General features: G+C 39.9%; 26 protein-coding genes and 1 pseudogene. 23 read left to right on the top strand and 4 right to left on the bottom strand.

Annotated elements, in window-relative coordinates; all coding sequences use genetic code 11:
- The 18 genes from DCS95_RS17940 (at position 1) to DCS95_RS17855 (ending at position 20,589) form a co-directional block, all read left to right on the top strand.
- Positions 1-2,502 (top strand): heavy metal translocating P-type ATPase, encoded by a 2,502-nt coding sequence (locus DCS95_RS17940; protein ID WP_116772179.1) that lies wholly within the window; start codon positions 1-3, stop codon positions 2,500-2,502.
- A gap of 19 nt (positions 2,503-2,521) precedes the next feature.
- The gene (locus tag DCS95_RS17935; protein ID WP_116772178.1) at positions 2,522-3,106 is read left to right on the top strand and encodes a DUF2911 domain-containing protein; all 585 of its coding nucleotides are present in this window, start codon (positions 2,522-2,524) and stop codon (positions 3,104-3,106) included.
- Position 3,107: 1 nt separating this feature from the next.
- Entirely contained in the window at positions 3,108-3,815 is a 708-nt protein-coding gene (locus tag DCS95_RS17930) for a PepSY domain-containing protein (RefSeq protein ID WP_116772177.1), read from the top strand.
- Between the two features lie 25 nt (positions 3,816-3,840).
- Positions 3,841-4,332, top strand: coding sequence for a DUF305 domain-containing protein (locus DCS95_RS17925; protein ID WP_208295117.1), 492 nt, complete (start codon positions 3,841-3,843; stop codon positions 4,330-4,332).
- A gap of 4 nt (positions 4,333-4,336) precedes the next feature.
- Positions 4,337-6,067 (top strand): efflux RND transporter periplasmic adaptor subunit, encoded by a 1,731-nt coding sequence (locus DCS95_RS17920; protein ID WP_116772176.1) that lies wholly within the window; start codon positions 4,337-4,339, stop codon positions 6,065-6,067.
- A 53-nt stretch (positions 6,068-6,120) separates the two neighbouring features.
- Positions 6,121-6,429, top strand: coding sequence for a DUF6660 family protein (locus DCS95_RS20660; protein ID WP_116772175.1), 309 nt, complete (start codon positions 6,121-6,123; stop codon positions 6,427-6,429).
- Positions 6,430-6,554: 125 nt separating this feature from the next.
- The gene (locus DCS95_RS17910) at positions 6,555-10,922 is read left to right on the top strand and encodes a CusA/CzcA family heavy metal efflux RND transporter (RefSeq protein ID WP_116772174.1); all 4,368 of its coding nucleotides are present in this window, start codon (positions 6,555-6,557) and stop codon (positions 10,920-10,922) included.
- A gap of 5 nt (positions 10,923-10,927) precedes the next feature.
- The gene (locus DCS95_RS17905) at positions 10,928-12,124 is read left to right on the top strand and encodes an efflux RND transporter periplasmic adaptor subunit (RefSeq protein WP_116772173.1); all 1,197 of its coding nucleotides are present in this window, start codon (positions 10,928-10,930) and stop codon (positions 12,122-12,124) included.
- A 3-nt stretch (positions 12,125-12,127) separates the two neighbouring features.
- Positions 12,128-12,766, top strand: coding sequence for a cation diffusion facilitator family transporter (locus DCS95_RS17900; RefSeq protein ID WP_116772172.1), 639 nt, complete (start codon positions 12,128-12,130; stop codon positions 12,764-12,766).
- Positions 12,763-13,185, top strand: a complete 423-nt coding sequence (locus DCS95_RS17895) for a Fur family transcriptional regulator (protein ID WP_116772171.1) — start codon at positions 12,763-12,765, stop codon at positions 13,183-13,185. Before DCS95_RS17900 ends, DCS95_RS17895 begins: the two co-directional genes overlap by 4 nt.
- A gap of 19 nt (positions 13,186-13,204) precedes the next feature.
- Positions 13,205-13,996, top strand: coding sequence for a cation efflux transmembrane domain-containing protein (locus tag DCS95_RS17890; protein WP_192462282.1), 792 nt, complete (start codon positions 13,205-13,207; stop codon positions 13,994-13,996).
- 33 nt (positions 13,997-14,029) lie between these two features.
- On the top strand, positions 14,030-16,000 hold the full coding sequence (locus tag DCS95_RS17885; protein WP_116772170.1) for a heavy metal translocating P-type ATPase: 1,971 nt from the start codon (positions 14,030-14,032) through the stop codon (positions 15,998-16,000).
- A gap of 80 nt (positions 16,001-16,080) precedes the next feature.
- Positions 16,081-16,569: an asparaginase domain-containing protein gene (locus tag DCS95_RS17880; protein ID WP_116772169.1), complete on the top strand. Its 489-nt coding sequence runs from the start codon at positions 16,081-16,083 to the stop codon at positions 16,567-16,569.
- A 515-nt stretch (positions 16,570-17,084) separates the two neighbouring features.
- Positions 17,085-17,489 carry a helix-turn-helix domain-containing protein gene (locus DCS95_RS20550; protein ID WP_243835334.1) on the top strand — a complete coding sequence of 135 codons (405 nt, stop codon included), beginning with the start codon at positions 17,085-17,087 and terminating at the stop codon, positions 17,487-17,489.
- Positions 17,490-17,764: 275 nt separating this feature from the next.
- On the top strand, positions 17,765-18,601 hold the full coding sequence (locus tag DCS95_RS17870; RefSeq protein ID WP_116772167.1) for an RteC domain-containing protein: 837 nt from the start codon (positions 17,765-17,767) through the stop codon (positions 18,599-18,601).
- Positions 18,602-18,902: 301 nt separating this feature from the next.
- Positions 18,903-19,187, top strand: coding sequence for a helix-turn-helix domain-containing protein (locus tag DCS95_RS17865; protein ID WP_047550478.1), 285 nt, complete (start codon positions 18,903-18,905; stop codon positions 19,185-19,187).
- Between the two features lie 3 nt (positions 19,188-19,190).
- Positions 19,191-19,943, top strand: coding sequence for a hypothetical protein (locus tag DCS95_RS17860; protein ID WP_116772166.1), 753 nt, complete (start codon positions 19,191-19,193; stop codon positions 19,941-19,943).
- Entirely contained in the window at positions 19,927-20,589 is a 663-nt protein-coding gene (locus DCS95_RS17855; RefSeq protein ID WP_116772165.1) for a P-loop NTPase family protein, read from the top strand. Before DCS95_RS17860 ends, DCS95_RS17855 begins: the two co-directional genes overlap by 17 nt.
- A gap of 17 nt (positions 20,590-20,606) precedes the next feature.
- Here the strand turns inward: DCS95_RS17855 and DCS95_RS20545 are convergent, their stop codons facing one another.
- From DCS95_RS20545 to DCS95_RS17835, 4 genes are all read right to left on the bottom strand, one after another.
- On the bottom strand, positions 20,607-20,813 hold the full coding sequence (locus DCS95_RS20545; protein ID WP_116772164.1) for a GDCCVxC domain-containing (seleno)protein: 207 nt from the start codon (positions 20,811-20,813) through the stop codon (positions 20,607-20,609).
- Positions 20,813-21,415, bottom strand: coding sequence for a mercuric transport protein MerTP (gene merTP, locus DCS95_RS17845; protein ID WP_116772163.1), 603 nt, complete (start codon positions 21,413-21,415; stop codon positions 20,813-20,815). The genes DCS95_RS20545 and merTP overlap by 1 nt, the downstream gene beginning before the upstream one ends.
- 12 nt (positions 21,416-21,427) lie before the next feature.
- Positions 21,428-21,799, bottom strand: coding sequence for an ArsR/SmtB family transcription factor (locus DCS95_RS17840; RefSeq protein ID WP_116772162.1), 372 nt, complete (start codon positions 21,797-21,799; stop codon positions 21,428-21,430).
- A gap of 210 nt (positions 21,800-22,009) precedes the next feature.
- Positions 22,010-22,651: an N-acetylmuramoyl-L-alanine amidase family protein gene (locus DCS95_RS17835; protein WP_116772161.1), complete on the bottom strand. Its 642-nt coding sequence runs from the start codon at positions 22,649-22,651 to the stop codon at positions 22,010-22,012.
- Positions 22,652-22,840: 189 nt separating this feature from the next.
- Between DCS95_RS17835 and DCS95_RS17830 the strand changes: the two genes are divergently transcribed.
- From DCS95_RS17830 to DCS95_RS17810, 5 genes and pseudogenes are all read left to right on the top strand, one after another.
- Entirely contained in the window at positions 22,841-23,128 is a 288-nt protein-coding gene (locus DCS95_RS17830; protein ID WP_116772160.1) for a hypothetical protein, read from the top strand.
- Entirely contained in the window at positions 23,129-23,413 is a 285-nt protein-coding gene (locus DCS95_RS17825; RefSeq protein WP_031427462.1) for a hypothetical protein, read from the top strand.
- Positions 23,400-25,802, top strand: coding sequence for a TraG family conjugative transposon ATPase (locus DCS95_RS17820; protein ID WP_116772159.1), 2,403 nt, complete (start codon positions 23,400-23,402; stop codon positions 25,800-25,802). The genes DCS95_RS17825 and DCS95_RS17820 overlap by 14 nt, the downstream gene beginning before the upstream one ends.
- 4 nt (positions 25,803-25,806) lie before the next feature.
- Positions 25,807-26,388, top strand: a complete 582-nt coding sequence (locus DCS95_RS17815; protein ID WP_116772158.1) for a conjugal transfer protein — start codon at positions 25,807-25,809, stop codon at positions 26,386-26,388.
- 2 nt (positions 26,389-26,390) lie between these two features.
- Positions 26,391-26,757, top strand: a pseudogene (locus tag DCS95_RS17810) (hypothetical protein); the annotation flags it as partial.

Genomic DNA, 26,757 nt, shown 5'->3' with positions numbered 1-26,757 from the left:
ATGACACACACCTATCACATACACGGAATGACCTGTAATGGTTGTAGAACGCACGTAGAAGAAACGCTCTCTAAAGTTGAAGGTGTTACCAATGCAACTGTCAATTTAGAAAAAGCCGAAGCGACCATAGAAATGGAATCCCATATTCCAATAGAGAAATTTCAAGAGGCGCTTAAAGCCGATGGTGGGCAATACAGTATCCATCAAAATGGCGAACATCAGCATACCCACGATAAGAAGAAAGTTGAGAAACCCAAAGGTCAAGGAACGGGAACATTTTACTGTCCGATGCATTGCGAGGGCGACAAGACTTACGACAAACCAGGCGACTGTCCTGTTTGCGGAATGGATTTGGTTGAAGAAGTTAACCTAACGGCTACTTCCGACACCCAATATACCTGCCCGATGCATCCCGAAATTATCAAGGAGGAACCGGGAAGCTGTCCAATCTGTGGGATGGATTTAGTGCCTATGGAACCCGATTTATCCGCAGAGGAAAAGACCTATAAAAAACTTCTTAAAAAGTTCTGGATAGCGGTCGCTTTTACCTTGCCCATTTTTATCATCGCAATGTCCGAAATGTTGCCCAACAACCCCTTATATGATGTTTTAGAATTAAAATATTGGAACTGGATTCAATTTGCGCTTTCTATTCCTGTGGTATTCTACGCCACTTGGATGTTCTTTGAACGCGCCTACCGCAGTATAAAGACGTGGAACTTAAATATGTTTACGCTTATCGGTATCGGTGCTGGCGTTGCTTGGCTCTTCAGCGTGTTCGGGATGCTCGTACCCGATTTTTTCCCTGACCAATTCAAGACCGAAGCCGGTACGGTTCACGTCTATTTTGAAGCGGCAACGGTCATTCTAACTTTGGTATTGCTTGGGCAGGTTCTGGAAGCTCGTGCGCATAGCAAGACCAATTCCGCAGTCAAGGAACTTTTAAAATTGGCACCGAATAAAGCGGTAAAGGTGGTTGATGGCGAAGAACAAGAAGTGGCCATCGATAAAATCGAATTGGGCAATATCCTACGTGTGAAGCCGGGCGATAAGATTCCCGTGGATGGCGTGATTACCGAAGGTGAAACTTCCATCGACGAATCGATGATTACTGGTGAACCCATTCCCGTAAACAAATCAATAGATGATAAAGTAAGTAGCGGAACAATCAATGGTAACCAATCTTTTTTAATGAAAGCCGAAAAGGTAGGTTCCGATACCTTGTTATCACAGATAATACAGATGGTCAACGATGCCAGTCGAAGCCGTGCGCCCATCCAAAAGTTGGCAGATACCGTTTCGGGATATTTTGTGCCAATAGTTGTTATAATCGCTGTTGTTACATTTGCCGTTTGGGCAATTTGGGGCCCAGAGCCAGCCTATGTTTATGCCTTGGTCAATGCCATTGCCGTATTGATTATCGCCTGTCCGTGTGCTTTGGGGCTTGCGACACCAATGTCCGTAATGGTCGGTGTTGGTAAAGGCGCACAAAATGGGGTGCTTATCAAGAATGCTGAAGCCCTTGAGAAAATGGACAAGGTCGATACTCTCATTGTTGATAAGACAGGAACGATAACTGAAGGAAAACCAACGGTCGAGAAAGTGGGGTCTTTCGACAAGGGGTTTACCGAAAACGAAGTGCTGCAATACATCGTTTCGTTGAACAGCCAAAGTGAACATCCTCTGGCGGAAGCCACCGTAAAATATGGAAAAGAACAGAACGCAGAGTTTTTAAAAGCAGATGGATTTAACGCAGTAACTGGAAAAGGTGTTGAAGGTAAAGTAAACGATAAAGAAGTGGCTTTAGGTAACGGCAAAATGATGGAACAGGCAAATGCCAGACTTACCGAAGCTATGGAAAACGAGGCACAATCCTACCAAAAACAAGGGAAAACGGTTTCCTATCTCGCTGTTGAAGGTCAAGTTGTAGGCTACGTGGTCATAGGTGACAAAATAAAGGAAACGAGCGCAAAAGCTATCAAGGATTTGCAGAATAAGGGAATTGCGGTCATTATGCTTACTGGTGATAATCACGACACCGCCAAAGCTGTCGCAGATGAACTTAACCTTGCCGATTTTCAAGCAAGTATGCTACCGGAAAACAAATTACAAGAAGTCGAGAAATTACAAGAGCAAGGCAAGGTGGTTGCAATGGCAGGCGATGGTATCAATGATGCACCTGCACTCGCTAAAAGTGATGTAGGTATCGCAATGGGAACAGGAACGGACGTTGCCATTGAAAGTGCAGCCATTACCTTGGTGAAAGGTGATTTACACGGTATCGTAAAGGCAAGAAACCTAAGTGATGTAGTAATGCGTAATATCAAACAAAACCTCTTTTTTGCAATGATTTATAACACGCTGGGTATCCCTATTGCAGCAGGACTACTGTACCCGTTTTTCGGAATACTACTATCCCCAATGATTGCGGCTTTGGCGATGAGCTTCAGTTCGGTATCGGTAATTGCCAACTCATTACGTCTAAAAAGTAAAAAAATATAATCTAACTAATTGAATACTTATGAAATATAAAATTTTGATAATCCTATTGGTAGTTGCTGTCAGCGGATGTAAAAATGAAGAAAAGAATAATACCAAAATAGAGACAGAGCACAATCATACCCAGAGTGAACCTAAATCTGAGAACAAAAAAACCCTAAGTCCACACACATCGGCAATGGCGATGATAGGTGATGCTCATATTCACATAGATTATTCGTCGCCAGGCGTGAGGAATAGAATTATTTTCGGTGGTTTAATGGCATACGACCAAGTCTGGCAGGCTGGTGCCCATATGGCTACTTGGCTTGAAACAAATAAGGATTTAGAAATTGACGGTAAAGAATTGAAAGCCGGGAAATATGGATTTTTTGTAATTCCGAATCAAGAAGAATGGACTGTCATTTTCAACAGGAATTGGAACCAACACGGTAAGGACGACTATAATGAAAATGATGATGTATTACGATTTAAAGTGACACCTAAAATTTCCGAAGAAATTAAAGAACATTTAGAGTATAACGTAAACAAAACAACTGAGACTTCCGGAACAATCTCAATGAGTTGGGAAAAAGTCACTATTGAATTCCCTTTCGAAATAAAATAATATGGTCAACAGAAAAACAGCGAAATGGATTAGAAAAGCACACCGCTATTTGGGTATCTTTTTAGGGATTCAGTTTCTGATGTGGACGATTAGCGGGATGTATTTCAGCTGGACTGATATCGACGAGATACACGGTGACCATTTTAAGAAAGTAGCGCCTTTGCAGACCTCTTTTAATGATTTGCTCGGCACATCTCAACTTGCAACAAATGAACCCGTACAATCTTTGGAACTACTGGAAATAGCAAATGAACCTTACTATTGGATTAATGAAGCACAGCTTTACAATGCAAGAACGGGACAAATGAAAAATGGAATTTCTAAAGAAGAGGCACAACAAGTTGCAAATAGGTATATGTTGAACGATTTAGAAATAGCAAAAATTCAATTAGTCGATTCTGTAGGGTCTCATCACGAATATCGTGGTCGCCCACTTCCAGCTTATGAAATCTCGTATGAGACACCACAAAATTTAAAAGCCTATGTGGCGGTTGAGAATGGCGCTTTTCAAACGGTGAGACACAGGGATTGGCGCTGGTTTGATTTTCTATGGATGACCCATACAATGGATTATCAGGGAAGGGATAATTTCAATACGTTGTTGTTAAGGGCATTTTCACTTTTGGGATTGATAACTGTCTTAAGCGGTTTCGTTTTGTGGTATATCAGTTCCCCATCAATCAGAAAACTAAAAAAGAAAATCAAATAATTAGTAACAAATAAAACCAAAAATTATGAATTCAAACGAACACGAAAACAAGAACAAAGGAATGAGCCAATACACTAAATTCTTCCTTATGCTAGGGTCATCATTTATAGCAATGTACATCACAATGTATTTAAATACCTACGAGTTTGACCACGTGTGGTTCAGTCTTACACGATTTTATATGGTGTGTTTAGGAATAGCTACTATGGCTGTTATTATGTTGTTATTTATGTTGAATATGTATCAAGACAAGAAAAAGAATATTGCAATTCTCGCAGGTAGTGTTATATTGTTTTTGGGAGCATTAGGACTGGTACGTGATCAAAAGTCAACCGTGGGCGATGTACTTTGGATGAAAGCAATGATACCACACCATTCCATCGCCATTTTAACAAGTGAACGGGCAGATATTGAAGACCCTGAAGTCAAAAAATTAGCTGAAGAAATCATTAAAGCGCAACGTAGGGAAATCGCCGAAATGAAAGAAATGATTGAACGTTTAGAGAACGAAAAATAAAATTATGAACAAGAACATTTTATATATAGCAATAGCCGTAATAATAGGTTTGGGCGCAGGCTGGCTCATTTTTGGAAACGGGTCAAGTGATACTATGGCAAATAAGGATATATCCGATATGTCCGATCAACACGACCACTCTGGCGAGAGTGCAGACCAGATGTGGACGTGCTCAATGCATCCACAGATTATGCAACCAGAAGCTGGCGATTGTCCTATATGTGGAATGGACTTAATTCCTGCTGAAGCTGGTGCTGAAGGTCTCGCTGCAAACGAGATAAAAATGACTGAAAACGCAATGGCGTTGGCAAATATCCAAACCACAGTCGTCGGGAATGCACAAGCCAGTGCTGATGATGGGATGATATCGCTTTCGGGAAAAATAGCTGCAAACGAAGAAAATAATACCGTACAATCCAGCTATTTTAAAGGAAGGATAGAGCAACTCAATATTAACTATGAAGGACAGCAATTAAACCGTGGTCAACTATTGGCAACCATTTATGCACCAGACCTTGTAGCGGCACAACAGGAATTGATTACCGCAGCATCGCTGAAAGAATCGCAACCCGCTTTATACAAAGCCGTTCGCAACAAGCTCAAAAACTGGAAACTTTCAGATACACAAATCAATGCTATTGAGGAAAGTGGAACGGTACGTGAGAACTTCCCGATTTATGCAACGGTTTCCGGAACGGTTTCAGAAGTAATGGCAGCACAAGGCGATTATGTAAATCAAGGACAGCCTATTGTGAAGTTGAGCAACCTCAATTCGGTTTGGGCAGAATTTGATGCCTATGAAAATCAAATAGCGCAATTCAACATTGGGCAAAAAATCAATATCACGACCAATGCTTATCCCAATAAGGAATTTGAAGGCACTATCTCATTCATCGACCCTATTCTAAATAATGCTACACGAACGATAACGGTACGTGCAACTCTGCAAAATAAGAATGACCTGTTTAAGCCAGGAATGTTTGTGACGGGTAAAGTCAAAGGCGCAACACAAACTATGGAAAACACCCTTACCGTGCCTGCAAGTGCTGTGTTATGGACGGGCGAGCGCTCATTGGTATATGTGAAAACCAATCCTAACGAGCCTGTATTTGAAATGCGCGAAGTAACCTTGGGCAATCGCTCTGGCGAAACTTACCAAGTATCGGCCGGATTAAATAATGGCGATGAAATTGTTACCAATGGAACATTTACAGTAGATGCAGCGGCACAGTTACAGGGTAAAAAATCAATGATGAATCAGCAAATGATGCAGGATGAATCGGCTATGATGGGTGATATGGAAATGAGTTTCAGTAATGCGTTTAGTTCTGACTTTAGTGAAGCATTACCGTCGTATCTCAAAATGAAAGATGCCTTTGTGGCAAGCGATGCTGGTCAGGTTTCCGCTTTCGCGAAAACGACTTCAGAAAAATTAAAAACAATATCGACTGATGATTTAGGTACGATGGAAAAACAACATTTAACCAAAAATATTGAGATGCTGGATGCCATTGCAAACAATGATAATCTGGAAAACCAGCGCGCTCACTTCGTCATTCTAAACGAGAATATCGTGCCTATTGCAATGAGCATAGAAAACTCGACAAATTATTACATTCAGAAATGCCCTATGGCAAATAACAATAAAGGTGCGGTATGGTTAAGTATGGAAGAAGAAATAAGAAATCCATACTATGGCGATGCAATGTTGACTTGCGGAAGTGTGATTGATTAGTTGTAAAAATCATTTGCAACACAGTTGCACCGAAAAATTTTTATCTTTGCATCGTGAAAGTTATAACAATCATACTATCGTTTTATTTCTTAGCACTCAATGTGGTGCCTTGTAGCGATATGAATGATAGTGAAAATGATTCCCAAGTTGTTACAGTAATAGATATTGATGGCGACCACGACCAAGACTGTGAGTTATGCTCGCCTTTCTGTCAATGCCATTGTTGCCACGTTCACACGATAAATTTCGGGCTTGCTGCGTTTCAACCGCTACAGCCTGCTATTCCACACGAATTCTTTGCCCATTTCGATAACCTTGGTAAAGATATTCCACATTCCCTTTTTCAGCCACCACAGGTATAATTCAGTTTTAATAGGATAACTATATCCTGTTTTGACGTGTCCATCTATTGGATTCGTCAACATTGTGCATTGCATTTTATTCAATGTGCTTAACAAGAATTTCAACTGAATTAACATCCTTATCTATGATTAACAAAATCATTGATTTTTCAATCAATAACAAATTTATAATCGGTCTGCTCACGCTGGCATTGATTGGTGCTGGCATATACAGTATGACCCAAGTACCCATTGATGCCGTACCCGATATTACCAATAATCAGGTACAGGTCATCACGCAATCGCCCAATCTGGGAACGGAAGATATTGAGCAATTTGTAACCTATCCCGTGGAAGTTGCAATGAGCAACCTGCCCAATGTCAAGGAAATCCGTTCGGTTTCCCGCTTCGGGCTTTCCGTAGTGACCGTCGTTTTTGACGATGATATGGGCACCTATCTACCGCGTCAACTTGTTTCTGAAAAACTAACAGAAGTACGTGAACAAATCCCAGAAGGTTTTGGACAGCCAAGTATGGGACCAATTTCAACAGGCTTGGGGGAAGTTTATCAGTACACCCTAAAGGTAGAACCTGATTTTCAGGACAAATATTCATTGTCCGATTTGCGTACAATGCAAGATTGGATTGTGCAACGGCAAATGGCAATGGTGCCCGGTGTTGTGGAAATAAACGCCATAGGCGGAAAAATAAAGCAATATGAGGTGGCCGTTGACCCTAACGAATTAAAGGCAATCGGCCTTACCATTACCGATGTGTTCGAAGCATTGGAAGCGAACAATAAAAATACAGGTGGTGCGTACATTGAGAAAAACCATCAAGCCAACTTCATACGTGGCGAAGGTTTGGTGCGAAGCCTTGATGATATTAAAAAAATCGTCATCAAAAATGAGAATGGTGTGCCCATTACCATAAGTGATGTTGCCGATGTAGGTTTTGGTTCTGCCGTGCGCTATGGGGCTTTGACGCAGGACGGCGAAGGGGAAGTCGTTGGTGGTCTTGTAATGATGCTCAAAGGGGCGAACTCAAACGAGGTTATTGTACGTGTGAAAGACCGTATGGCCGAAATACAGAAATCCCTTCCTGAAGGGGTCGTTATTCAGCCCTTATTGGATAGAAGTAAACTTATAAGTGAAACAACTGGCACGGTACGCAACAATCTTCTTGAAGGTGCGCTCATTGTAATTTTTGTACTTGTTTTCCTTTTAGGAAACTGGCGTGGTGGTCTTATAGTGGCTTCGACTATTCCTTTATCGCTATTGTTCGCTTTTATTCTTATGAATGTTTTTGATGTTTGGGCGAACTTGATGAGTTTAGGTGCTATCGATTTTGGCATCATCGTGGATGGGGCGGTGATTATCGTGGAAGCCAGCGTATTCTTAATGGGAAGCTACATCCTAAAAAAGAAGTCTTTAAACAAGGAAAAACGTGATGAGATAGCTGCAAATGCATCAAAAAAGATGATGAACGCTGCCTTTTTCGGGCAATTGATAATTCTAATTGTGTTCTTGCCCATACTGGCATTGGAAGGTATTGAGGGCAAAATGTTTAAACCAATGGCGCTCACATTCATTTTTGCAATGATAGGTGCTATGTTTCTTTGCCTGACATACGTTCCAATGATGTCTGCCTTATTCTTAAAACCACCCAAAAAAGAAAAAAAATCTTGGGGCGACCATTTCGTGCATTGGGTACAGCGGAAGTATGAACCACTTTTGGTCAAGACCTTAAACAAAGGGAAATGGATTGTGGGAATTGCCATCGCCATATTCGCCCTTACCGTTTTTATGTTTACAAGGATGGGTGGCGAATTCATTCCCCAACTGGATGAAGGCGATATTGCATTTCATACCATTCTTAAGCCTGGAAGTTCACTTAGCGAAACGATTGAGACCACTACAAAAGTAGAGCGCATCATAAAGGCCGAATTTCCGGAAGTTGAGAAAATTGTAAGCCGTATCGGTGTGGCCGAAGTGCCCACAGACCCGATGCCAATGGATTTCGCTGATGTATTTGTTATTCTAAAACCCCAAGACGAATGGGTGTCTGCCGATGATAAGGATGAACTTATTGATAAAATGAAGGAAGCGGTAAGTATTATCCCGGGCGTCAATTATGAGTTTACCCAACCTATCGAAATGCGCTTTAATGAACTGTTAGAGGGTATTCGAGAAGATGTTGCCATCAAAATTTATGGTGAGGATATCGATGTGCTTGCTGCAAAAGCGGATGAGATTACAAAAATCATTGCAGGTACTCAAGGTATAGGCGATATGAGGGCAGAAGCAACTTCTGGACTGCCCCAAATGACCATTAAATACAATCGTAACAAGCTGGCTCAGTATGGGGTGAGTGTTGACCAGCTGAATACAATGGTACAGTCCGCTTTTGCGGGCGGATATGCAGGGGTCATTTTTGAAGGCGAAAAGCGTTTTGACTTGGTCGTTAGACTCGATGAAGAAAACCGTACTGACATCAACGACATCAGAAATCTGTACATCAATTTACCCAATGGCTCACAGATTCCGCTTCAAGAACTGGCTGCTATTGAATACACACCTGGTCCTATGCAAATCAGTCGGGACAATACCAACCGAAGAACCTACGTAGGTGTAAATGTGCGCGGACGTGATGTGGAATCCTTGGTCAACGAGATTAAGGATAAACTGGACGCAAATCTTGAATTACCACCAGGCTATTTTATTCGGTATGGTGGTGCATTTGAAAATCTCGAAAGAGCAAGCGAGCGATTACAGACTGTGGTCCCCATTGCTTTACTGCTCATTTTCATTTTGATTTATTTCGCATTAAAATCCTTTCCGCAAACCTTGATGATTTACTTGGCAATCCCGATGGCGACCATTGGCGGTGTATTCGCACTATGGCTTCGGGATATGCCTTTCAGTATTTCCGCAGGGGTCGGCTTTATCGTCCTCTTTGGTGTTGCCGTCCTGAACGGACTGGTAATGATTAGCGGCCTGAATGAGTTGAAGGAAGAAGGCGTGACCAATTTAAAAGACCGAATAATTGAAGGCACGAAGCGTAGAATACGTCCTATTATGCTTACTGCCTTTACCGATATTTTAGGATTTCTTCCGATGGCAATATCAGCTTCGGCAGGTGCTGAAGTGCAGCGACCCTTGGCAACTGTGGTTATAGGTGGATTGATAACTTCAACACTCTTGACGCTATTTATCCTTCCCATCTTTTACCAATGGGTCGAGAAACGTTCGGAACGGAAGAAGAAATTTAATCCAAAATTTGTTACCGCAACAGCCGTGGTCTGTCTTTTGTTTACTTCCGCTATCGCGCCTGCCCAGAGCGCAGTCGAAGGGAAAGCACAACAAGTCCAACCTCAAGATTCTTTACCAATTGTTTCATTGGAAAGAGCAGTAGATATTTCCAAGGAAAACTATCCCTTATTGAAAATAAAACAGTTGGAAATTCAGAGACAGGTTGCACTCAAAGGCGCTGCTTATGATTTAGGAAACACCCAAGTTTTTACGGGTGGCGAAGAAATTGCGGATGGTCAAGGTATTTACACTTTGGTTGGTGTAGGGCAGCAGAATATTGACCTTTTAGGTATCGGCACAAAAAAGCGACTGCAAAAACAACGAATTGCTTTGGCCGAAACCGCTCTCGACTTGTCTGAACTGCAAGTGGAACAGGAAGTGAAAAAGGCTTGGTCGCAGGCATACCAACAGCGACAGAAATTTGAACTGTACCGCGAGCTGGATTCCATTTATTCACAGTTTGAAACGGCCATCCAACTCAACTTTGAAGTAGAAGCCATTTCCAGATTGGAATATTCATCGGCGAAAAACCAAGCGTTGCAAATCAGTAACAAACTGCAACAGGCCGAAAGCGATTATGCCATTGCCTTGCAAAAGCTAAATCTCTGGCTGGCAACAGACATTTTTTATTCTGTACCAGATTTGCTTGAAGAAAATGAGGTGGCTCTATTGGGATTGGGTGCGAATTTAGAAAGACATCCAGAGTTGGAACTTTCACAAAGGCGCATCGATGAAGCCGAAGCAAACTATAATGCCGCTCGTGCCGAGCTACTTCCTAAATTAAACCTTCAAGGTGGATTGCAACAGGTCAATGGCGATAGTGGGTTTTATACCTATCAGGCAGGGATTTCCGTCCCGTTGTTTTCGGGCACACAGCGCAGTCAAGCCAAAGCCGCTAAAATCAATAGCGAAATCGCAAAGACAAATGCGGACTATACCCAACGTCAATTGCAATCTGAATTTCAGCAGGCAGTACAAGCCTATCAAAAATGGAAAACATCTTGGCAATTTTACAAAGATGAAGCTTTGCCACTTGCAGAAGAACAGCGTAAGGGTGCGTTACTTGCCTACAAGGAAGGTGCGGTGGATTATGCTGCATTTACACAGATTATACGTGATGCCATAAACACCGAAATGGATGCGCTCGATGCGCTTGACAATTATTTAGATGCCTTGTTTGAACTACAATACTTTCAAAACTAAAAAAGATGAAAAAATTAAAATATATACCGATTACCGCAATGTTTTTTGCATTGGCAGTTATCAGCTGTGGCGAGTCAAAAACAGAAAGCGACCACGATGATGCAGCACATTCAGAAAAAGAAGAAAATCACTCTGAAGAAGATGAAATAGTAACACTTACTGGAAAACAGTATGATGCCCTACAAATGGAAGTCGATACGCTTGCCCAGCGCAATATGAGCGGATATGTAGAAGCCAACGGTCAACTGGAAGTGCCACCACAAAACGAAGCTACCATTACTACGGTTGTGGGTGCCAATGTGGTTTCTATTGAAGTCATTGAGGGCGATAAGGTCAACAAAGGTCAGACGGTGGCCTATCTGTCACATCCCAATATCATACAGAAACAGACGGATTACCTCAATGCATATAGTAACAGTCAGTTTCTCAAAAAAGAATACGAACGCCAAAAAACCTTGTATGATGCAGGTGTGGGCAGCGGTGCCAATTTCCAAAAAGCAGAAGCTGAATATCAAGCTTCCCGAAGTATGGCGAACGGTTTAGAAGCACAGTTACAACAACTGAACGTTAGTGTGTCTGGCGTGAGAAACGGCACTATTTATCAAAGAGTTGCATTACGAAGTCCCATTGAAGGCTTTGTAGAAAAAGTAGCCGTCAAAACAGGACAATTTGTAGAACCTCAAACAGACCTAATGGAAATCGTGGACACCCATCACGTTCACGCCGATTTGATGGTGTTTGAAAAAGACGTGTACAAAGTAAAGGAAGGACAAACCGTGCGGTTCAATGTCCAATCCATTCCGGGAAAGGAACTGACAGCGGAAATTTATTCCGTAGGAAAAACTTTTGAGCAGAACCCAAAAGCGATACACGTACACGCCGAAATCGAAAACAAGGAAGGCAACCTGATACCAGGAATGTATATTCAAGGGCGCATCCAAACCGACAACACAATGACCACGGCAATTCCTGAAAGTGCCATCTCAGCCGATGGCGAAAAGTCCTTTGTATTTATAGCAAAAAAGGAAGGTGAGGATTGGAAGTTTATGCCCGTGGAAATCATAAAAGGAACTCACGATGGCGATTGGATTGCCATTGATTTTCTAATGGAACAAGAACCAAATACTAAGTATGCCTTTAATAACGCCTACTACTTAATGGCGGAAATGAAAAAAGGGGAAAACGAGGAAGAAGGACATTAAAAAATGGACCAAAAAAGAAAGCAAAATTTAAAGGAAGCAAGAACGCTTCAAATATGGAATGTCATTTATGACATTATCGAAGTGGTCGTATCGCTCATCGCGGGATTCACGGCAAACAGTTCAGCATTAATAGGCTGGGGTTTGGACAGCACCATTGAAGTCATAAGTGCTGGCACTCTCGGTTGGCGATTGCACGGCGAAATCAAGGGTTTGGACGAAAAGCGCGTAGAAAAAAGAAAAATGACAACGCTATACGTCATCGCAATATCTTTTGCCCTCATCTGCATTTTCATATCCTATGATTCCATATCAAAACTAATAAGTCAAGAAACGGCATCTTGGTCTACGATAGGTATCGTGATTCTGATAGTTTCCTTGGTGGTAAATCCATTTCTGATTTATTACAAAAGAAAGTACGGACATAAATTGGATAGCCCTGCTTTATTAGCTGATGCCAAGGATACTTTTATCTGTCTGTATCAAACCGTAGTAGTCCTAATAGGTCTATTGCTCGTGAAATGGCTGGGCTGGTGGTGGGCCGACCCTGTTGCGGCATTGTTGATAGTGCCATACGCGGCAAAAGAGGGTTGGGAAGCATTTTCCAAGGCACAAAAAATCAAAAACAGCATCGATAAGAAATGAAAGAAATAGAAAAAAGATTGATTGACAATGGGGTTCGCCCAACGGCAATGCGCATATTGATTTATAAGTATATGGCCGATAGGGATGCCGCCATCGCCCTGACTGATATTGAGAATGCTTTCGCAAAAGCGGATAGAACCACATTGTACCGAACCCTAAAAACGTTTGAAGAAAAAAACGTGGTGCATCACATAGATGACGGAACTGGAATCTCTAAATACGCACTTTGTGAAGAAGGCTGTAATTGTGAAATAGAACAGGATTTGCATTTACATTTCCATTGCACTAACTGTGACGAAACGGTTTGTTTAACGGAACAAAAAATCCCGCATATCAATTTGCCCGATGGATATTTGGCAGAGGATGTTAATCTCGTGGTTACGGGAATATGTGAAAAATGTAGCAGTAATTTACTTTAACAAACAAATTAGATTGATTTTGAAAAAAAGCACTTTTATAATAACTAAAATGGACTGCCCTTCAGAAGAGCAGATGATTCGGATGAAGTTAGAGTCTTATGCTCAAGTAAAACACTTGGATTTTGATATTCCTAACAGAAAATTGGAAGTATATCACGTGGACGACGTCAAGGCGATACAAACGTCTATAGCCAGCTTAAAACTTGGGGATTCCTTAGAAGGAACCACAGAAGCCGAACCACCCGTAATGGAAGACCAATCCAAACAAAAAAGAATCCTATGGTGGGTCTTGGGCATCAACTTTGGCTTTTTCGTTATCGAAATGACCACTGGTTGGATTTCTTCTTCGATGGGTCTAGTGGCAGACTCATTAGATATGCTGGCAGATTCCATCGTATATGCATTAAGCCTATTTGCGGTAGGCGGTGCCATTTCAAGAAAAAAGAAGGTTGCGAAATACAGCGGATACTTTCAGATGGCATTGGCAATACTTGGGTTTGCAGAGGTCTTGAGAAGGTTTTTTAGCAATACCGAAACGCCCCTGTTTCAATGGATGATTATAGTTTCAATTTTCGCATTGGCAGGTAATTTGATATCGCTCTGGCTCATCAACAAGGCAAAGAGCCAAGAGGCTCATATGCAGGCAAGTGCCATTTTTACATCCAATGATATTATTGTCAATGGTGGTGTTATAGTAGCTGGGGTGCTGGTTTATTTTCTGAATAGTAAATGGCCCGATTTAGTGATTGGCGGGATCGTTTTCACTTTTGTAATGCGCGGTGCATTGAGAATACTGAAATTATCGAAGTAGTTTTTAAAATGATATCAAACTTGATTAGAACATATGAAAAAGAAAAAAGTAAATTTACGGGACATTGACCCAAAAGAACATAAGGGCGAGCACAGTCACGATGATGGCCATAACCACAGCAGTCCAGAAGAAGTTTCTAAATTTAGAACTTATCTGCCAGCAATTTTCAGCTTTGTGATGTTGATAGCCGGAATTGCTATTGATTACTTTGATGCGTTTCCTTTCTTCAAAGGATGGATTCGCATAGTATGGTACACGGTAGCCTATATCCCTGTTGGTTTTCCGGTGATAAGAGAAGGCTGGAAAAGTATTAAAAATGGTGATTTCTTTACCGAATTTTTCTTGATGTCCATAGCCACTTTAGGGGCGTTCGCTATCGGCGAATATCCAGAAGGCGTAGCCGTAATGTTATTTTATGCTGTGGGCGAACTGTTCCAGAATGCGGCCGTTAACCGTGCGAAGGGAAATATAAAAGCCTTACTCGATGTAAGACCAAATGAGGCTTTGGTTTATCGTGATGGTGATTTTGTTTCAGTAAATCCCGAGACTGTTGAAATCGGTGAAAAGATACAGGTACGTGTAGGCGAAAAAGTTCCGCTTGATGGTATTCTGCTTTCTGAAAAGGGTTCTTTTAATACCGCTGCCTTGACAGGCGAAAGCAAACCTGATACGATTGCTAAAGGTGATACTGTTTTTGCAGGAAGCATAAATCTTGATGGTGTAATCGAGATTGAAACCACTAAAGAATTTAAAGACAGTTCCATTGCACGAATTCTGGATATGGTGCAAAATGCAACTGCCAGAAAATCAAAGACCGAATTGTTCATCAGAAAATTTGCTCGGATTTATACGCCTATCGTTGTATTCTTGGCAATTGGACTGACGTTTTTGCCCTACTTTTTCGTGGATGATTATGTGTTTAGGGATTGGCTGTACCGAGCGTTGATATTCCTTGTGATTTCGTGCCCTTGTGCTCTGGTCATTTCCATTCCTCTGGGCTATTTCGGCGGTTTGGGTGCGGCATCTCGCAACGGTATTCTTTTTAAAGGTGCATCCTTTTTAGATGCAATGACCCAAGTAAACACGGTCGTAATGGACAAAACAGGTACCGTTACCAAAGGGGTTTTTAAAATCAAAGAAATCAATTCCTTCACATTTGAGGAAGCCGAATTTATGAAATACCTGATGGCGATGGAAGAACAATCCACGCATCCTATCGCAAAAGCGATTCTCGAATATAAAGCAGACGGTTCGGATTACGAGGCGACCGATGTTTCAGAAGTTGCAGGAAAAGGTTTAAAAGGAACGGTCAATGGGAAAACGGTATTGGTAGGTAATAAAGCTTTGATGACCTCAAATGGCATAGAAGTCCCTTCGGGAACAGATGGTATTGTAGAATCCATCGTTATGGTGTCCATAGATGGAACATTCGCAGGTTATGTAACCATTGCAGATGAACTGAAGGATGATGCGCACCAAGCCATTAAACAAATTCGAGATTCGGGAATTTCAAAGATTATAATGCTATCAGGCGACAAAGACTCAATTACACAACAGATTGCAAAAGAGTTAAATATCGATTGGGCAAAAGGTGGTTTGTTACCTGAAGATAAACTCAATGAGGTTGAAGAGCTCAAAAAGCAACCCGAAACCAAAGTAGCCTTTATCGGTGATGGTATTAATGATGCACCCGTTTTAGCAGCAAGTGATGTAGGTATTGCGATGGGTGGTTTAGGAAGTGATGTCGCCATCGAAACAGCCGATGTTATCATTCAGACCGATCAACCGAGTAAGATTGCAAGAGCAATAAAAATTGGTCGTTCAACGCGAAGAATTGTCTGGCAAAATATTGCGCTTGCATTTGGTGTCAAGGTCATAGTCCTCATTCTTGGTGCAGGTGGTTTAGCGACAATGTGGGAAGCTGTTTTTGCTGATGTGGGTGTTGCTTTATTGGCTATTCTCAATGCTGTACGATTGCAGAAAATGAAGTGGCAGGATGCTTAGAGTGTTTATTTTGACCGAACCAATAAAATTAGTTTTAAATAAATTAACACTATCTTTATAAGTAGAGGAAGTCCTAATTTATGATTCTCATATTCACAACAGGCGGTACAATCGAAGGGTTGGATTATACAGATGATGGTGGTATTACTTCATCCAATGTAGGGATTGAAGATTTTTTAAATAAAGCAAATATCGATTTTGAATACACTATCGAAGGTGTCTTTAAAAAAGACAGTCGTGCTATAACAAATGATGACCGAGAACTATTGGTTCGCAAGATAAAAGAAACTAATGCGACTAAGATACTGATTACCCACGGTACTTTCACGTTAGAAGATACCGCAAAATATATAGGAAAACTCAATTTAAACAAGACAATAGTTTTGGTTGGGTCTTTCATTTTGGGTTCATCTGCAGATACAGATGCACCCTTCAATTTAGGGTATGCAATAAGCTCAGTACAGCTTCTAAAACCGGATGTTTATATTGCTATGAACGGACAAATTTTTGATTGGAACAATGTTTCCAAGAATTTAGAAACCAACAAATTTGAGCGCAATGGGAAGTAGAGTAAATGTTTGGTACATCGATACATTGGACGACTTTTTTCTATCTATTAATAGATACGTTCATAGTATTGCTTACACTCTACTTTTCCAGAAAGAAAACGCGCAGTAGTCTAAGACGTTTCCTCTACCTCGGAATCCTGTTTATTGCTTATAATGCTACTGGTGGTTTCTTACCAATTGACAACTTTCCTGACCCATCTATTTTACAGTACATTATCACGTATGGTGTCGCCATAGCCCTGTGTGTCTATATCGTTTATTATCTCTATAAAGAATACGATATTGTTGTTTTAAGGTTCAATTCATCCATAAGAAACCTTGCTATACTCGCAAGCGTGAGTTTTGTGGTATTGTTTCTAATCCCTTATTTTCTAACAGATTCCCTTAATTCTGCACGCTTTCTATTTACCATTCCTATATCTGCTGTCACTTTTGTTTTTCTGTTTATTTTCTATCGTCGTATATCAAATCCCAGCAATCCGAATCCTTTCATAGTAAGACGAAATAAACTCTCAATGGTAAGTGTAGCAAGTATTGCCTTATTACCTATTTGCACAGTCATCGGCGATTACCAATGGATTACATTTACCGTAATGAATCTGGCTTTCTTTGCCATAACAGCGATTGAAGCAGATAGGTATTTGTACTTCATAGAAAACAATAACCGAATGTATGAAGTCTTTGCATTAAAGAAAAAACAACGTGACGAATCGGTAGAGCGTAAAATTATATATGAAGATTTGACCCGTAGAGAAATCGAAGTGGCTTTGTCAATTTTAAGTAATTCAAGCTACAGAAACATCGCCAAAGACTTATTCATTGCAGAAAGTACCGTATCAAAACACGCATCAAATATCTTCAAAAAGACAGGTGTAAAGAATAGGCGTGAATTTTTGAAGCGATTTCGGAAGAAAAAGTAAGTAAATTGAGTTTATTTAAAAGCCACTATTTATAGTGCCTAACAAATAATCCGTAGAAAAATACGGACTATTCCGTAATTATATACGGTATGTTTTCCTTGTACAAGTTAGAAGTAAAGGTACTTTAGTAAGAGTTCCCTAAAATACAATAATGAGCCACTAATTTTATGAACCTTGGCATTCATTTACACCATTTTGTAGGACTATGACATCAACCAACCAATCGTATCAACTAAATCCCATATCTATGGTTTACAACGTTAAAGTTCCTGCTTATGAATTCTCAATTACAATCAAAAAAACTATTAAAGGATCTGGATGAAATTAAAACCCAGAATACAAGCATTTTAGAACAAGCTAATCGTTCCATAAAAGCGTGCCGTAAATTACTGAGTGATTATAAAAAAGAGATCATCGACACGAAATTTAAGACGATTCAAAATGAAATAAACTTCTTCAAGAACACTAAGCAGGTTCCCCTCATCAAACTCATCTATTTTTCAGAAATACATTCCTTTGAAATTCAACTTCCAAAGGGCGATAAGGATGCCCAACTAAAATCGATTAAAAAGAAAATCAGCAAAATAAATCGCTTCTTCCTGTACAATATCGATTTTGGACGTTATGTAAATTCCGGTGCTACCCATTTTGACAAGGAATATTACACCAGAGATTACCTCGAAACATTCCATATCACAACTTCCAAATTTTACTTTCAAGACCCAGAGTTTTGCACACCAAGAGATATGCTGCTTGGCAAATACAAGGCGTATGATTTGTTAGTGATTTATTTGGATAAAAAAAAGCATCGAATTCGGAATGGAATAAACGGCAAATTAAATGGTGCTAAACCAATTGAAAAGATACATTGGCCATTTTCAAATACAGATTATGTAGAATTGGTATATGCCCTCTGCTCAAAGGGATTGGGCAAACAGGACAATCAGGCCATAATGCAGGTTTCCAAAAAAATGCAACAGCTATTCGATATTGAACCGAAAGATATCTACAAAACCTATCAGGACATCAAAAACCGCAAGAACAGTAGGACACTTTTCCTCGATGAACTTTCTACATCGTTGCTCATAGAAATGGACAAGAGCGAGGAATAACAAGCGGATTTTTCTCTTAAAAAAAAAGACCGTACTACGGTTAACCTACGGTCTTTTAATTTTGGAAGCCGTCTTCATATAATTTGATGTGATTTAGCACACCGTTACTATTTCAGAAGCCTCAAAACACCACAAAATCCATCTAATTTCAAGATGTTAAAATTTGACCGTAGTACGGTCGTACTGGGGAATAAAATCCAATAAACCTATTCAAATTTGTAGAACGAAAGTCAAATCAGGTCAGGGACTGTCATTTAAAATAATAAACACAAATAGTCCCTTTTCATTAAACCGTTCTATTATGCCGACAAGTATCATTACCACAGACGACCTTCGGGAATTCAAAATGGAATTGCTCGATGACATTAAACAATTATTGACCAGACAAGCCAGCGGTAAGCTGAAGAAATATCTCAAATCCTCTGAGGTTATGGACTTGCTTCAAGTGAGTCCAGGCACATTACAGAATCTTCGCATCAATGGCACATTACCATACACCAAAGTGGGTGGCATCATTTATTATGACACAGAGGAAATTCAAAAAGTGATGGATGCCAACCGTGTGCACCACGGTCTAAATTCTTAAGCGATGAACTATATAAAGCTACTTAATGCGGCTTTTGAGAAGTTCTATTTTGATGACCGCCTAAATCCTACCCATATCAGTCTTTATATGGCGCTGTTCCAAGAATGGAACAGTTGCCGCTTTATGGATGAATTCTACGTGAACCGACGAGATTTAATGCGCTGTGCCAAGATAGGTTCAAAGTCCACATACCATAGATGTATTGTAGAACTGGATTCTTGGCAATACTTGTCTTATTTCCCTTCCAACAATCCATACAAAGGCAGCAAAATAAAGATGGTCATTATTGGGACAAGTGATGAACCTGTTGTGGGACAGTACAATCCCATATTAGAACAACTTGCGGAACAGTACCATCCCAGAGGTGTACCGCTTGAGGGAAACCACCATCCCAAAAATGGACAGGTTGTGAACCTACACCGTCCCATAGGTGGACAAGCATTGGTATCTGAAACAAACAATATCAAACAGGAAAACTATATAAAACAGCCAAAGGGCTGGCAGGCCGTTTTTATTTTTTTTGAAGAAAAAGGTTTTGATGCTAATGAGGCAAAAAAATTCTATGAGCATTACCAAACCAGAAATTGGCAAACAGGCGATGGAAAAGAGATTAGAGATTGGCGAGCCGTAGCCATCAACTGGATGGACAGGACCGAAATATTCGACGAGGAAAACAAAGCAAACGAAAAACAAGCGTCCCAAATCAAGGACAACTTGCGAACCACTAAAAACAAAGATTATGGACAACCCCTCTAAAATAACCGAAGGCGGCGTGGTATATTCGCTCGGAAAATTTGATGGTAAAAGTGTTCTCTACGATTTTCCAAAAATATTGATTTACCTGAATGCCAAGGGCAAACTATTGTTTGGTAAAAGATTCAGGATTTATGATGAGGACAAGGATATTCTGTTGAAGCTCTGTTCCTATTTCATCAAGGACAAGGATAACTGTGAGACTTATGGCATTGACATTGACAAAGGGATTCTACTTTCCGGACCAGTTGGCTGTGGCAAAACCAGTTTGATGAAATTGTTGCGCCATTTGGTTCCGTTACAACGTCCTTATGAAATGATTCCCTGCCGAAACGTAACCTTCAGTTTTAATCATTTAGGCTTTAAAACCGTTGAAGAATATGGTAACACCAAATTTTACTGTTTTGATGATTTAGGCGTGGAACCGTCTGGCAGATTCTACGGAAAGGATCTTAATGTGATGGGCGAAGTGCTTTTATCTCGATACGAGCTGTACTTACAAACCAAACACAAAATCAAGACCCACGCCACCACCAATCTCAACGCAGAAGAACTGGAAGAACGTTATGGTAATCGTGTCCGTAGTCGAATGCGGGAACTTTTTAATTTGATTGCTTTTGATACGAAGGCTGGGGATAAGAGGAAGTGAATTTAAGGTATGGCTTTTTAACAACAATTTTTATTTTCTTGAATCGGCGGACAAGCCAAAGTACCATAAGAACAGAATACACAACAATCCCCTTCTTTTGGTTTCAGGACCGTTTTGCAATTCTCACATTCATAAAAGAATTGACAGGCCGTGGTTGGCATTTCTTCAGCCTTTTTGTGGCCGCATTCAGGACAGGTAATCGTAGATTTTAATTGAATCTTCATTATTCTATTATTTTGTACCCCGTACTTTCTATAGCTTTTCGGATTGTGGGCAAATTGGTTTTGGTCTTGTCAAATTCCACTATGGTATTGGCATTTTCGTAGCTGGCTTTGACCGAAATAATTCCGTCCAATTTATTGACTTCGTTTTCTACGTGTGCCTCACAACCTGCACAGGTCATTCCAGCGACTTCAAAAGTGTGCTTTTTGATATTGGATTGAGAGACATAGACAATATCCTTGGTGGGCTGTGCATAAAATAGATTGGAATAGTACGGAAAGGCCAGCATCAATGCTGCGAATAGTGTTACTATCAATAAGAACCGTTTGGATTGCCAAAATGATGGTTTCGCATCATCTTCACAGGCGCAATCTATTTCTTCCTGTGTTTTCGGTCGTAGTTTCTGATACCAGGCAAAGACCAAAACAATAATGGTCAAGCCGATAAGATAGGGTCTAAATGGCTCGACCCAAGAGAATGTAGATGCAATTCCGCTTGTTCCGGCAATTAGTGCCAAGACAGGGGTTATACAACATATTGATGCTGCAACTGCGGTAAAAATGCCGGTATAGGTCGCGGTATTTGAAGTTTTATTAGGTGCCATAATGTAAACTTTCTAAGCTGTTTTCTTTCTTGCTGAAATTGAATTGAAAATTCCATTCAAAACATTGTCCTCACTCTTTACCAGCGAATAATACAATGTTTGCCCTTCACGTCTCGATAAAATAATTCCTGCATCCTTCATTTTACGGATATGTTGGGATACGGCAGGAACACTCATTTCAAGAATGTCAGCAATATCGCAAGGGCAAAGTTCATTCTCTATGTTCAATAGAAATAGAATTTTCAGTCGTACCTCGCTTCCCGCAAGAGACAAAATTTTGCTTATCGCTTCTAAGCTACCTGAAGAATTCTCTATGGTTTCCTTACATCTCGATATTTGCTTCTTGTCTGCTTCGTTCCGTGTACAGGTTATTTCCAAGCTCATCTTTTTTGATTTAAAGTGGTCACAAATATATCATTATTATATTATTTAAGCAAATACTTAAATATACTATCGGATAAATTTTTTTTATAATGTGTAGATAATAAACTTAGGTAATCTAACTTCTAAAGGATTTGTACAATAAAATCACTTCTGAAACGAATTGCAATATAATGTCCTTCAAGCTCTTTGTTAACTCTAAAAAAATATCTTTCATAATTCTATTGATTTTTGAATGGATAATAATATGGTTAGTGCAATGCGTTCAATATTGTTCTTATCTGAAATGTAGCTGCCTTCATCTTTATTGCTCAAAAAACCCAATTCTAATAGTATTGAGGCGCAATACTCAACAGTTTCCCGAAGTACCTGAAAGTTGGCAAACTTTACACCTCGATTTTCGTAGCCTATTGTTTCACAAAGTGCGCTTTCAATTTGATAGCCCATAAAAGCCGATGTTTTTGAGAACTTTTCTTGTTTTCTTGAAGCATAAACCTCTATCCCTCTCGCATCTGGATTATCAGAATGGTTGCAATGCAAGGACACAAACAAGTCAGCTTTTAATGCTTTTGCCAGTTTAGTCCTGTCCGATAATGACATTAAAGTGTCTTTATACCTAGTCAAATAAATATCGAGTGGTTTTTCCAAGTCGTCATTTAACTTTAAAATCTCATTTGCAATCGATAAAACCACATCTTTTTCTTGAATGTCATTTATACCAATTGCACCAGCATCTTTTCCGCCGTGTCCAACGTCAATTATTATTCGTTTTTGAGCAGTCGATTCTTGTCCAAAAATGAAGCACATTTTTAGAACCAAAATCACAAAACTGACGTTTTTGAGCAGATTTTTCATTTTCAATTTTCGGGTTATCAACAACTTCCCTTCAAAAATCCATTGGATTTGATGCCAAATAATAGCAACGGAATTCAAACAATATCAAATAATATTTTATTCACAATTATTTGATTTTCAGTTATTTAAAATCAAATATATGTAAATTTCCAATAACGAAAATGAACCAAAAATTTAAACTGTTCCGTTATGAAAAAATCACACTATTTCGCATCCATTCTTTCGCTCTTATCCACTTCGCTTTTTGCTCAAATTGGTGGCATTGAAGATTCAGTTAACGATGTAGGCGACACTATCCGAACTATTTTTCCAATACTTCTCGGTGTAATCTTCCTTGTAGGTTTCCTGTTTAACGCAGGACATTTTTTTGGGGAAAATGCAGATTTAAAAAAGGGGATTACCCGAGTTTTAGTATTTGTATTGATTGCAGGTGCAGTAGTCGGAATCTTTACTTACCTAATAGGAATCGTTGTATAAATGAAACGGTTCGAGGTCTATAAAAACATCAGGAAAAGGGCGGTCATTTTTGGGCTGCCCATTTCCCTGTTTGCTTTGATGATGGTTTCTATTTTGGCTTCGTTGCTCATCATCATCTTCTCTTTCAGCTTTGGGATAATCATAGGTGTGTTGGTTTTCAACGCTTCCCTTTATGTGGCGCTGACGAGAATAGCCCACAATCCACAACTATTCCAAATGGCTAAGGCTTTTCCAAAAATCATTAGTAACAAAAGAAATTCTGGCTTCGATTATGAACAAGATTAACCTTTCGGCATATCAACCCATCGTAGATATTCAGGACAATATCGTATTTGCCAATAATGGCAATGTTATTTTGTGCTACAAAGGAAATCTGCCGGAAATATACTCGTTGTCTGAAAAGGATTTTGAAGATATGCACGGTGCTTGGTTTCAGGCTTTAAAATCTTTGCCTGTCGGAACCGTGGTTCACAAACAGGATATCTACCTCAAGAAATCCTATACTTCAGAACAACTTCCCAATTCTACATTTTTAGAAAAAGCGACCCACGAGCATTTTAAAGGTCGTGGTTATATCGAGCACAGCTGCTATTTGTTTTTCATCTTGACTAAAAATAAGGCGCTCAACAATCCGAAATACGTCAACCCTTTCAGAAAAGTTTCAAAAGGTATCGTACAGGAATTGGATGATAATATCAAGAGCTTCTCCAACTCGGTTAGTGATTCGGTTTCCTTTATCAACAATAGCAGAAAGATGGATTTTGTTTCGCTTAAAGCGGAAGAAATACAACAACTGGCTAATTCCTATTTCAACGGCTTTAATGAAGGCTATGATACTGATATTTTACTGGATAAGAAAAGCGTCAATATTGGCGAAAACCATTTTGATGCCCTGGCCATCAACAGCGAACTGTGCTTTGGCGAAAGTGTACAGAGTAGCAAAACCAATGAGAAATTCACTTCTGACGATTTTGTTTTTCATCAAGGGTTTATTGATGGTTTAGGGCTTACGCTTAACGAAAATCATATTGTCAACCAGATTTTGTATTTGGACGACAAACAGAAGTGGCGCAAATTGCTCGATAAGAAAGTTGAGGAACTCAACAAAAGTTCCAACTTCGGTTCACAGAATAAAGTGGTTTTAGGTAAAATCCAACACATCCTTGACCAAATCAATGCCGATGATAATGCTCGGATTATTCGTGGTCATCTCAATATTGTCTATTGGGCGAAGGAAGCTAAAGAGCTTGACAAGATAACTTCAAAAATAAAGACCGAATTTAAGGAATTGGACATCATACCATACTATCCACAAGGGGAAGAACGCAAGAATTACATCCTTAATAGTTACTGCTGTTTCTCTACCAATTTCTCAAACAATGATTTATACGTAACCGATTTAAAACACGCGCTTTGCCTGTTTATCAATAACACCAATTATAAAAGTGATAACACCGGAATCATCTTTAATGACCGTGAGCATAACATTCCTGTTTTGAAAGATGTTTGGGATGAAAAGAAGAAACGCATCAAGGCACGAAACTTTGCCATTTTTGCCCCAACAGGCGAAGGCAAATCCTTTTTAGCCAATAATATTCTACGTCAGTATTTTGAAAGTGGTGTTCGCTTGGTCATTATCGACTTGGGTGGTTCCTATACCAAGTTTGCCAAACTCTATCCTGAAAAATACACGGTGCTTCGCTACGAAAGTGGAAAGAATCTGGGCATCAATCCTTTTTATATAAGTGGTGCAAATGACCTTACACCCGAGCGATTGGAAGATTTATCCGTGTTCCTTTTCGAGTTATTCGCTTCAGACTTAAAGGTAACGAAAGCACAATCGGTTTCGGTTAAAAAGATACTGCGCCATTATTACGATAGCACTTCAGAAAATCACTCGTTGGATGGTTTTTACAGTTTTATAGAAAGGAATCAGAAAGACCTTCTGAGCGCCTTAAAAATCCATCCCGACTATTTCAATGTCACGAGCTTTTTGCACGTAATGTCCGAATATGTCGGCGATGGTCTATATAGCTTCCTTTTTGAAGTAAGCGAAGACCAGACTTATAAAATCGAAGACAAACGCTTGATTGTTTTTGAACTGGATGAAGTTAAGGACAATAAGGAAATCCTGTCCGTGATGTTGAAGCTAATTAAGTCCGCTATCCAACGAACCATTTGGAAAAACCGAGCCGAAAAAGGGATAATCCTTTTTGATGAGTTTGCAAAGCAATTAAAGTTCGAAAACGTATTGGAAAGCGTAGAGTTCTACTATCAAGCCATCCGTAAACAAAACGGTGCGATTGGGATTATTCTGCAATCCATCAATCAGCTTCCGAACAATTCGACTTCAGCGAGTATTCTTGAAAATACCCAAGTCATTTACAGCCTTAACAATGAAAAAGGATATGATGAACTGGTCAAAAGGCTCAATCTATCCAGCCACGACTTGAACCAATTGAAATCCATCAAGAACAATCTTTCCGGTCCACGGAAGTACACCGAAATGTTTATCAAAATTGGCAGGGAAAGTAACATCTTTCGGCTCGAAGTTCCAAAGGAAGTATATGCCGCATACCTGACCGATGGACAGGAAAACGTGGAAATAATGAAGCTCTACAACGAGCATCACGATATGCAAAAAGCAATAATTCAATTCACATCTAAAACATAATATTATGAAGACAAAAATCAAAATTTTAGTAACAACGGTAGTATTGACCTTATTTATGTCAGGCAAAGCAACCGCCCAAGGAATGCCTACTTACGATAATACAAATTTTATCAGTTTGGTAAAACAGCTTATAGAATCTGGAAAGCAGACAGCTCAAATGATTAAGTCTGTAAAATTCCTAAAAGATGCAAAAGAGGCAATAGAGAAAGTATCAAGCGTTGTTGAGCAACTAAGAGCAGTTGAGGAAATTGGACAGAATAATCAGCGTCTTATCAACGTAATGCAAAATGATTTGCAGGATATTTTGAATTCGCCCTATATCAAACCCGATGAAGTTTCAAGGGTTGTGGAATCGTTTGACGCCATAGTACAAAACTCATTGGACACAGTAGATTTTATTGATGAAGTCCTATCCAGCGATTACCTAAAAATGAGCGATGCCGAACGTGCTGAAATTCTAAAAGCAAAAGAGCAGGAATCCAAACAAATGGTTTCCAACATCACTACAAAAACCAAACGCTATCGAGACATCATTTCCTTCAGGAAAATGCAGGATAAAGTCAATAATCGAGAAACCGAATACTAAAAATGACTGCGACCATTCTCTTAGGAATTGGACTGGAATACATCGATACCGTCTTCCAGACCATACAGGCCAGCGACTTTTCGCAATACACGATTGCGGGAATGAAAACGCTCGCTGTCCTGTTCTTTCTGGTCAACATCCTCAAAAAATACAATGAAGGCATTGCAGATAAGGATGGCTACACTTGGGGATTGAGTCCAGGCGAACTCGCCAAGAATTTTGCCATTGTCATTTTGGTCATTTTCTCAACGCAGGTATTAGGGTTTTTCGATGGAATTTTAGTGGCCATCGAAAGTCAATATCGAGGGACTGCACCTGCATTATTGCCATTACAGATGCAGGATATTCCGTTAGAGGAAGATGTAAGTC

The sequence above is a fragment of the Maribacter litoralis genome (assembly GCF_003075045.1).
Taxonomy (GTDB): domain Bacteria; phylum Bacteroidota; class Bacteroidia; order Flavobacteriales; family Flavobacteriaceae; genus Maribacter; species Maribacter litoralis.
This window is presented reverse-complemented; position numbering and strand designations above follow the sequence as displayed.

Coding starts and splice junctions, on each gene's coding strand:
- DCS95_RS17940 (WP_116772179.1), top strand. CDS start 1: ATGACACACACCTATCACATACACGGAATGACCTGTAATGGTTGTAGA.
- DCS95_RS17935 (WP_116772178.1), top strand. CDS start 2,522: ATGAAATATAAAATTTTGATAATCCTATTGGTAGTTGCTGTCAGCGGA.
- DCS95_RS17930 (WP_116772177.1), top strand. CDS start 3,108: ATGGTCAACAGAAAAACAGCGAAATGGATTAGAAAAGCACACCGCTAT.
- DCS95_RS17925 (WP_208295117.1), top strand. CDS start 3,841: ATGAATTCAAACGAACACGAAAACAAGAACAAAGGAATGAGCCAATAC.
- DCS95_RS17920 (WP_116772176.1), top strand. CDS start 4,337: ATGAACAAGAACATTTTATATATAGCAATAGCCGTAATAATAGGTTTG.
- DCS95_RS17910 (WP_116772174.1), top strand. CDS start 6,555: ATGATTAACAAAATCATTGATTTTTCAATCAATAACAAATTTATAATC.
- DCS95_RS17905 (WP_116772173.1), top strand. CDS start 10,928: ATGAAAAAATTAAAATATATACCGATTACCGCAATGTTTTTTGCATTG.
- DCS95_RS17900 (WP_116772172.1), top strand. CDS start 12,128: ATGGACCAAAAAAGAAAGCAAAATTTAAAGGAAGCAAGAACGCTTCAA.
- DCS95_RS17895 (WP_116772171.1), top strand. CDS start 12,763: ATGAAAGAAATAGAAAAAAGATTGATTGACAATGGGGTTCGCCCAACG.
- DCS95_RS17885 (WP_116772170.1), top strand. CDS start 14,030: ATGAAAAAGAAAAAAGTAAATTTACGGGACATTGACCCAAAAGAACAT.
- DCS95_RS17880 (WP_116772169.1), top strand. CDS start 16,081: ATGATTCTCATATTCACAACAGGCGGTACAATCGAAGGGTTGGATTAT.
- DCS95_RS20550 (WP_243835334.1), top strand. CDS start 17,085: ATGGTAAGTGTAGCAAGTATTGCCTTATTACCTATTTGCACAGTCATC.
- DCS95_RS17870 (WP_116772167.1), top strand. CDS start 17,765: ATGAATTCTCAATTACAATCAAAAAAACTATTAAAGGATCTGGATGAA.
- DCS95_RS17865 (WP_047550478.1), top strand. CDS start 18,903: ATGCCGACAAGTATCATTACCACAGACGACCTTCGGGAATTCAAAATG.
- DCS95_RS17860 (WP_116772166.1), top strand. CDS start 19,191: ATGAACTATATAAAGCTACTTAATGCGGCTTTTGAGAAGTTCTATTTT.
- DCS95_RS17855 (WP_116772165.1), top strand. CDS start 19,927: ATGGACAACCCCTCTAAAATAACCGAAGGCGGCGTGGTATATTCGCTC.
- DCS95_RS20545 (WP_116772164.1), bottom strand. CDS start 20,813: ATGAAGATTCAATTAAAATCTACGATTACCTGTCCTGAATGCGGCCAC.
- merTP (WP_116772163.1), bottom strand. CDS start 21,415: ATGGCACCTAATAAAACTTCAAATACCGCGACCTATACCGGCATTTTT.
- DCS95_RS17840 (WP_116772162.1), bottom strand. CDS start 21,799: ATGAGCTTGGAAATAACCTGTACACGGAACGAAGCAGACAAGAAGCAA.
- DCS95_RS17835 (WP_116772161.1), bottom strand. CDS start 22,651: ATGAAAAATCTGCTCAAAAACGTCAGTTTTGTGATTTTGGTTCTAAAA.
- DCS95_RS17830 (WP_116772160.1), top strand. CDS start 22,841: ATGAAAAAATCACACTATTTCGCATCCATTCTTTCGCTCTTATCCACT.
- DCS95_RS17825 (WP_031427462.1), top strand. CDS start 23,129: ATGAAACGGTTCGAGGTCTATAAAAACATCAGGAAAAGGGCGGTCATT.
- DCS95_RS17820 (WP_116772159.1), top strand. CDS start 23,400: ATGAACAAGATTAACCTTTCGGCATATCAACCCATCGTAGATATTCAG.
- DCS95_RS17815 (WP_116772158.1), top strand. CDS start 25,807: ATGAAGACAAAAATCAAAATTTTAGTAACAACGGTAGTATTGACCTTA.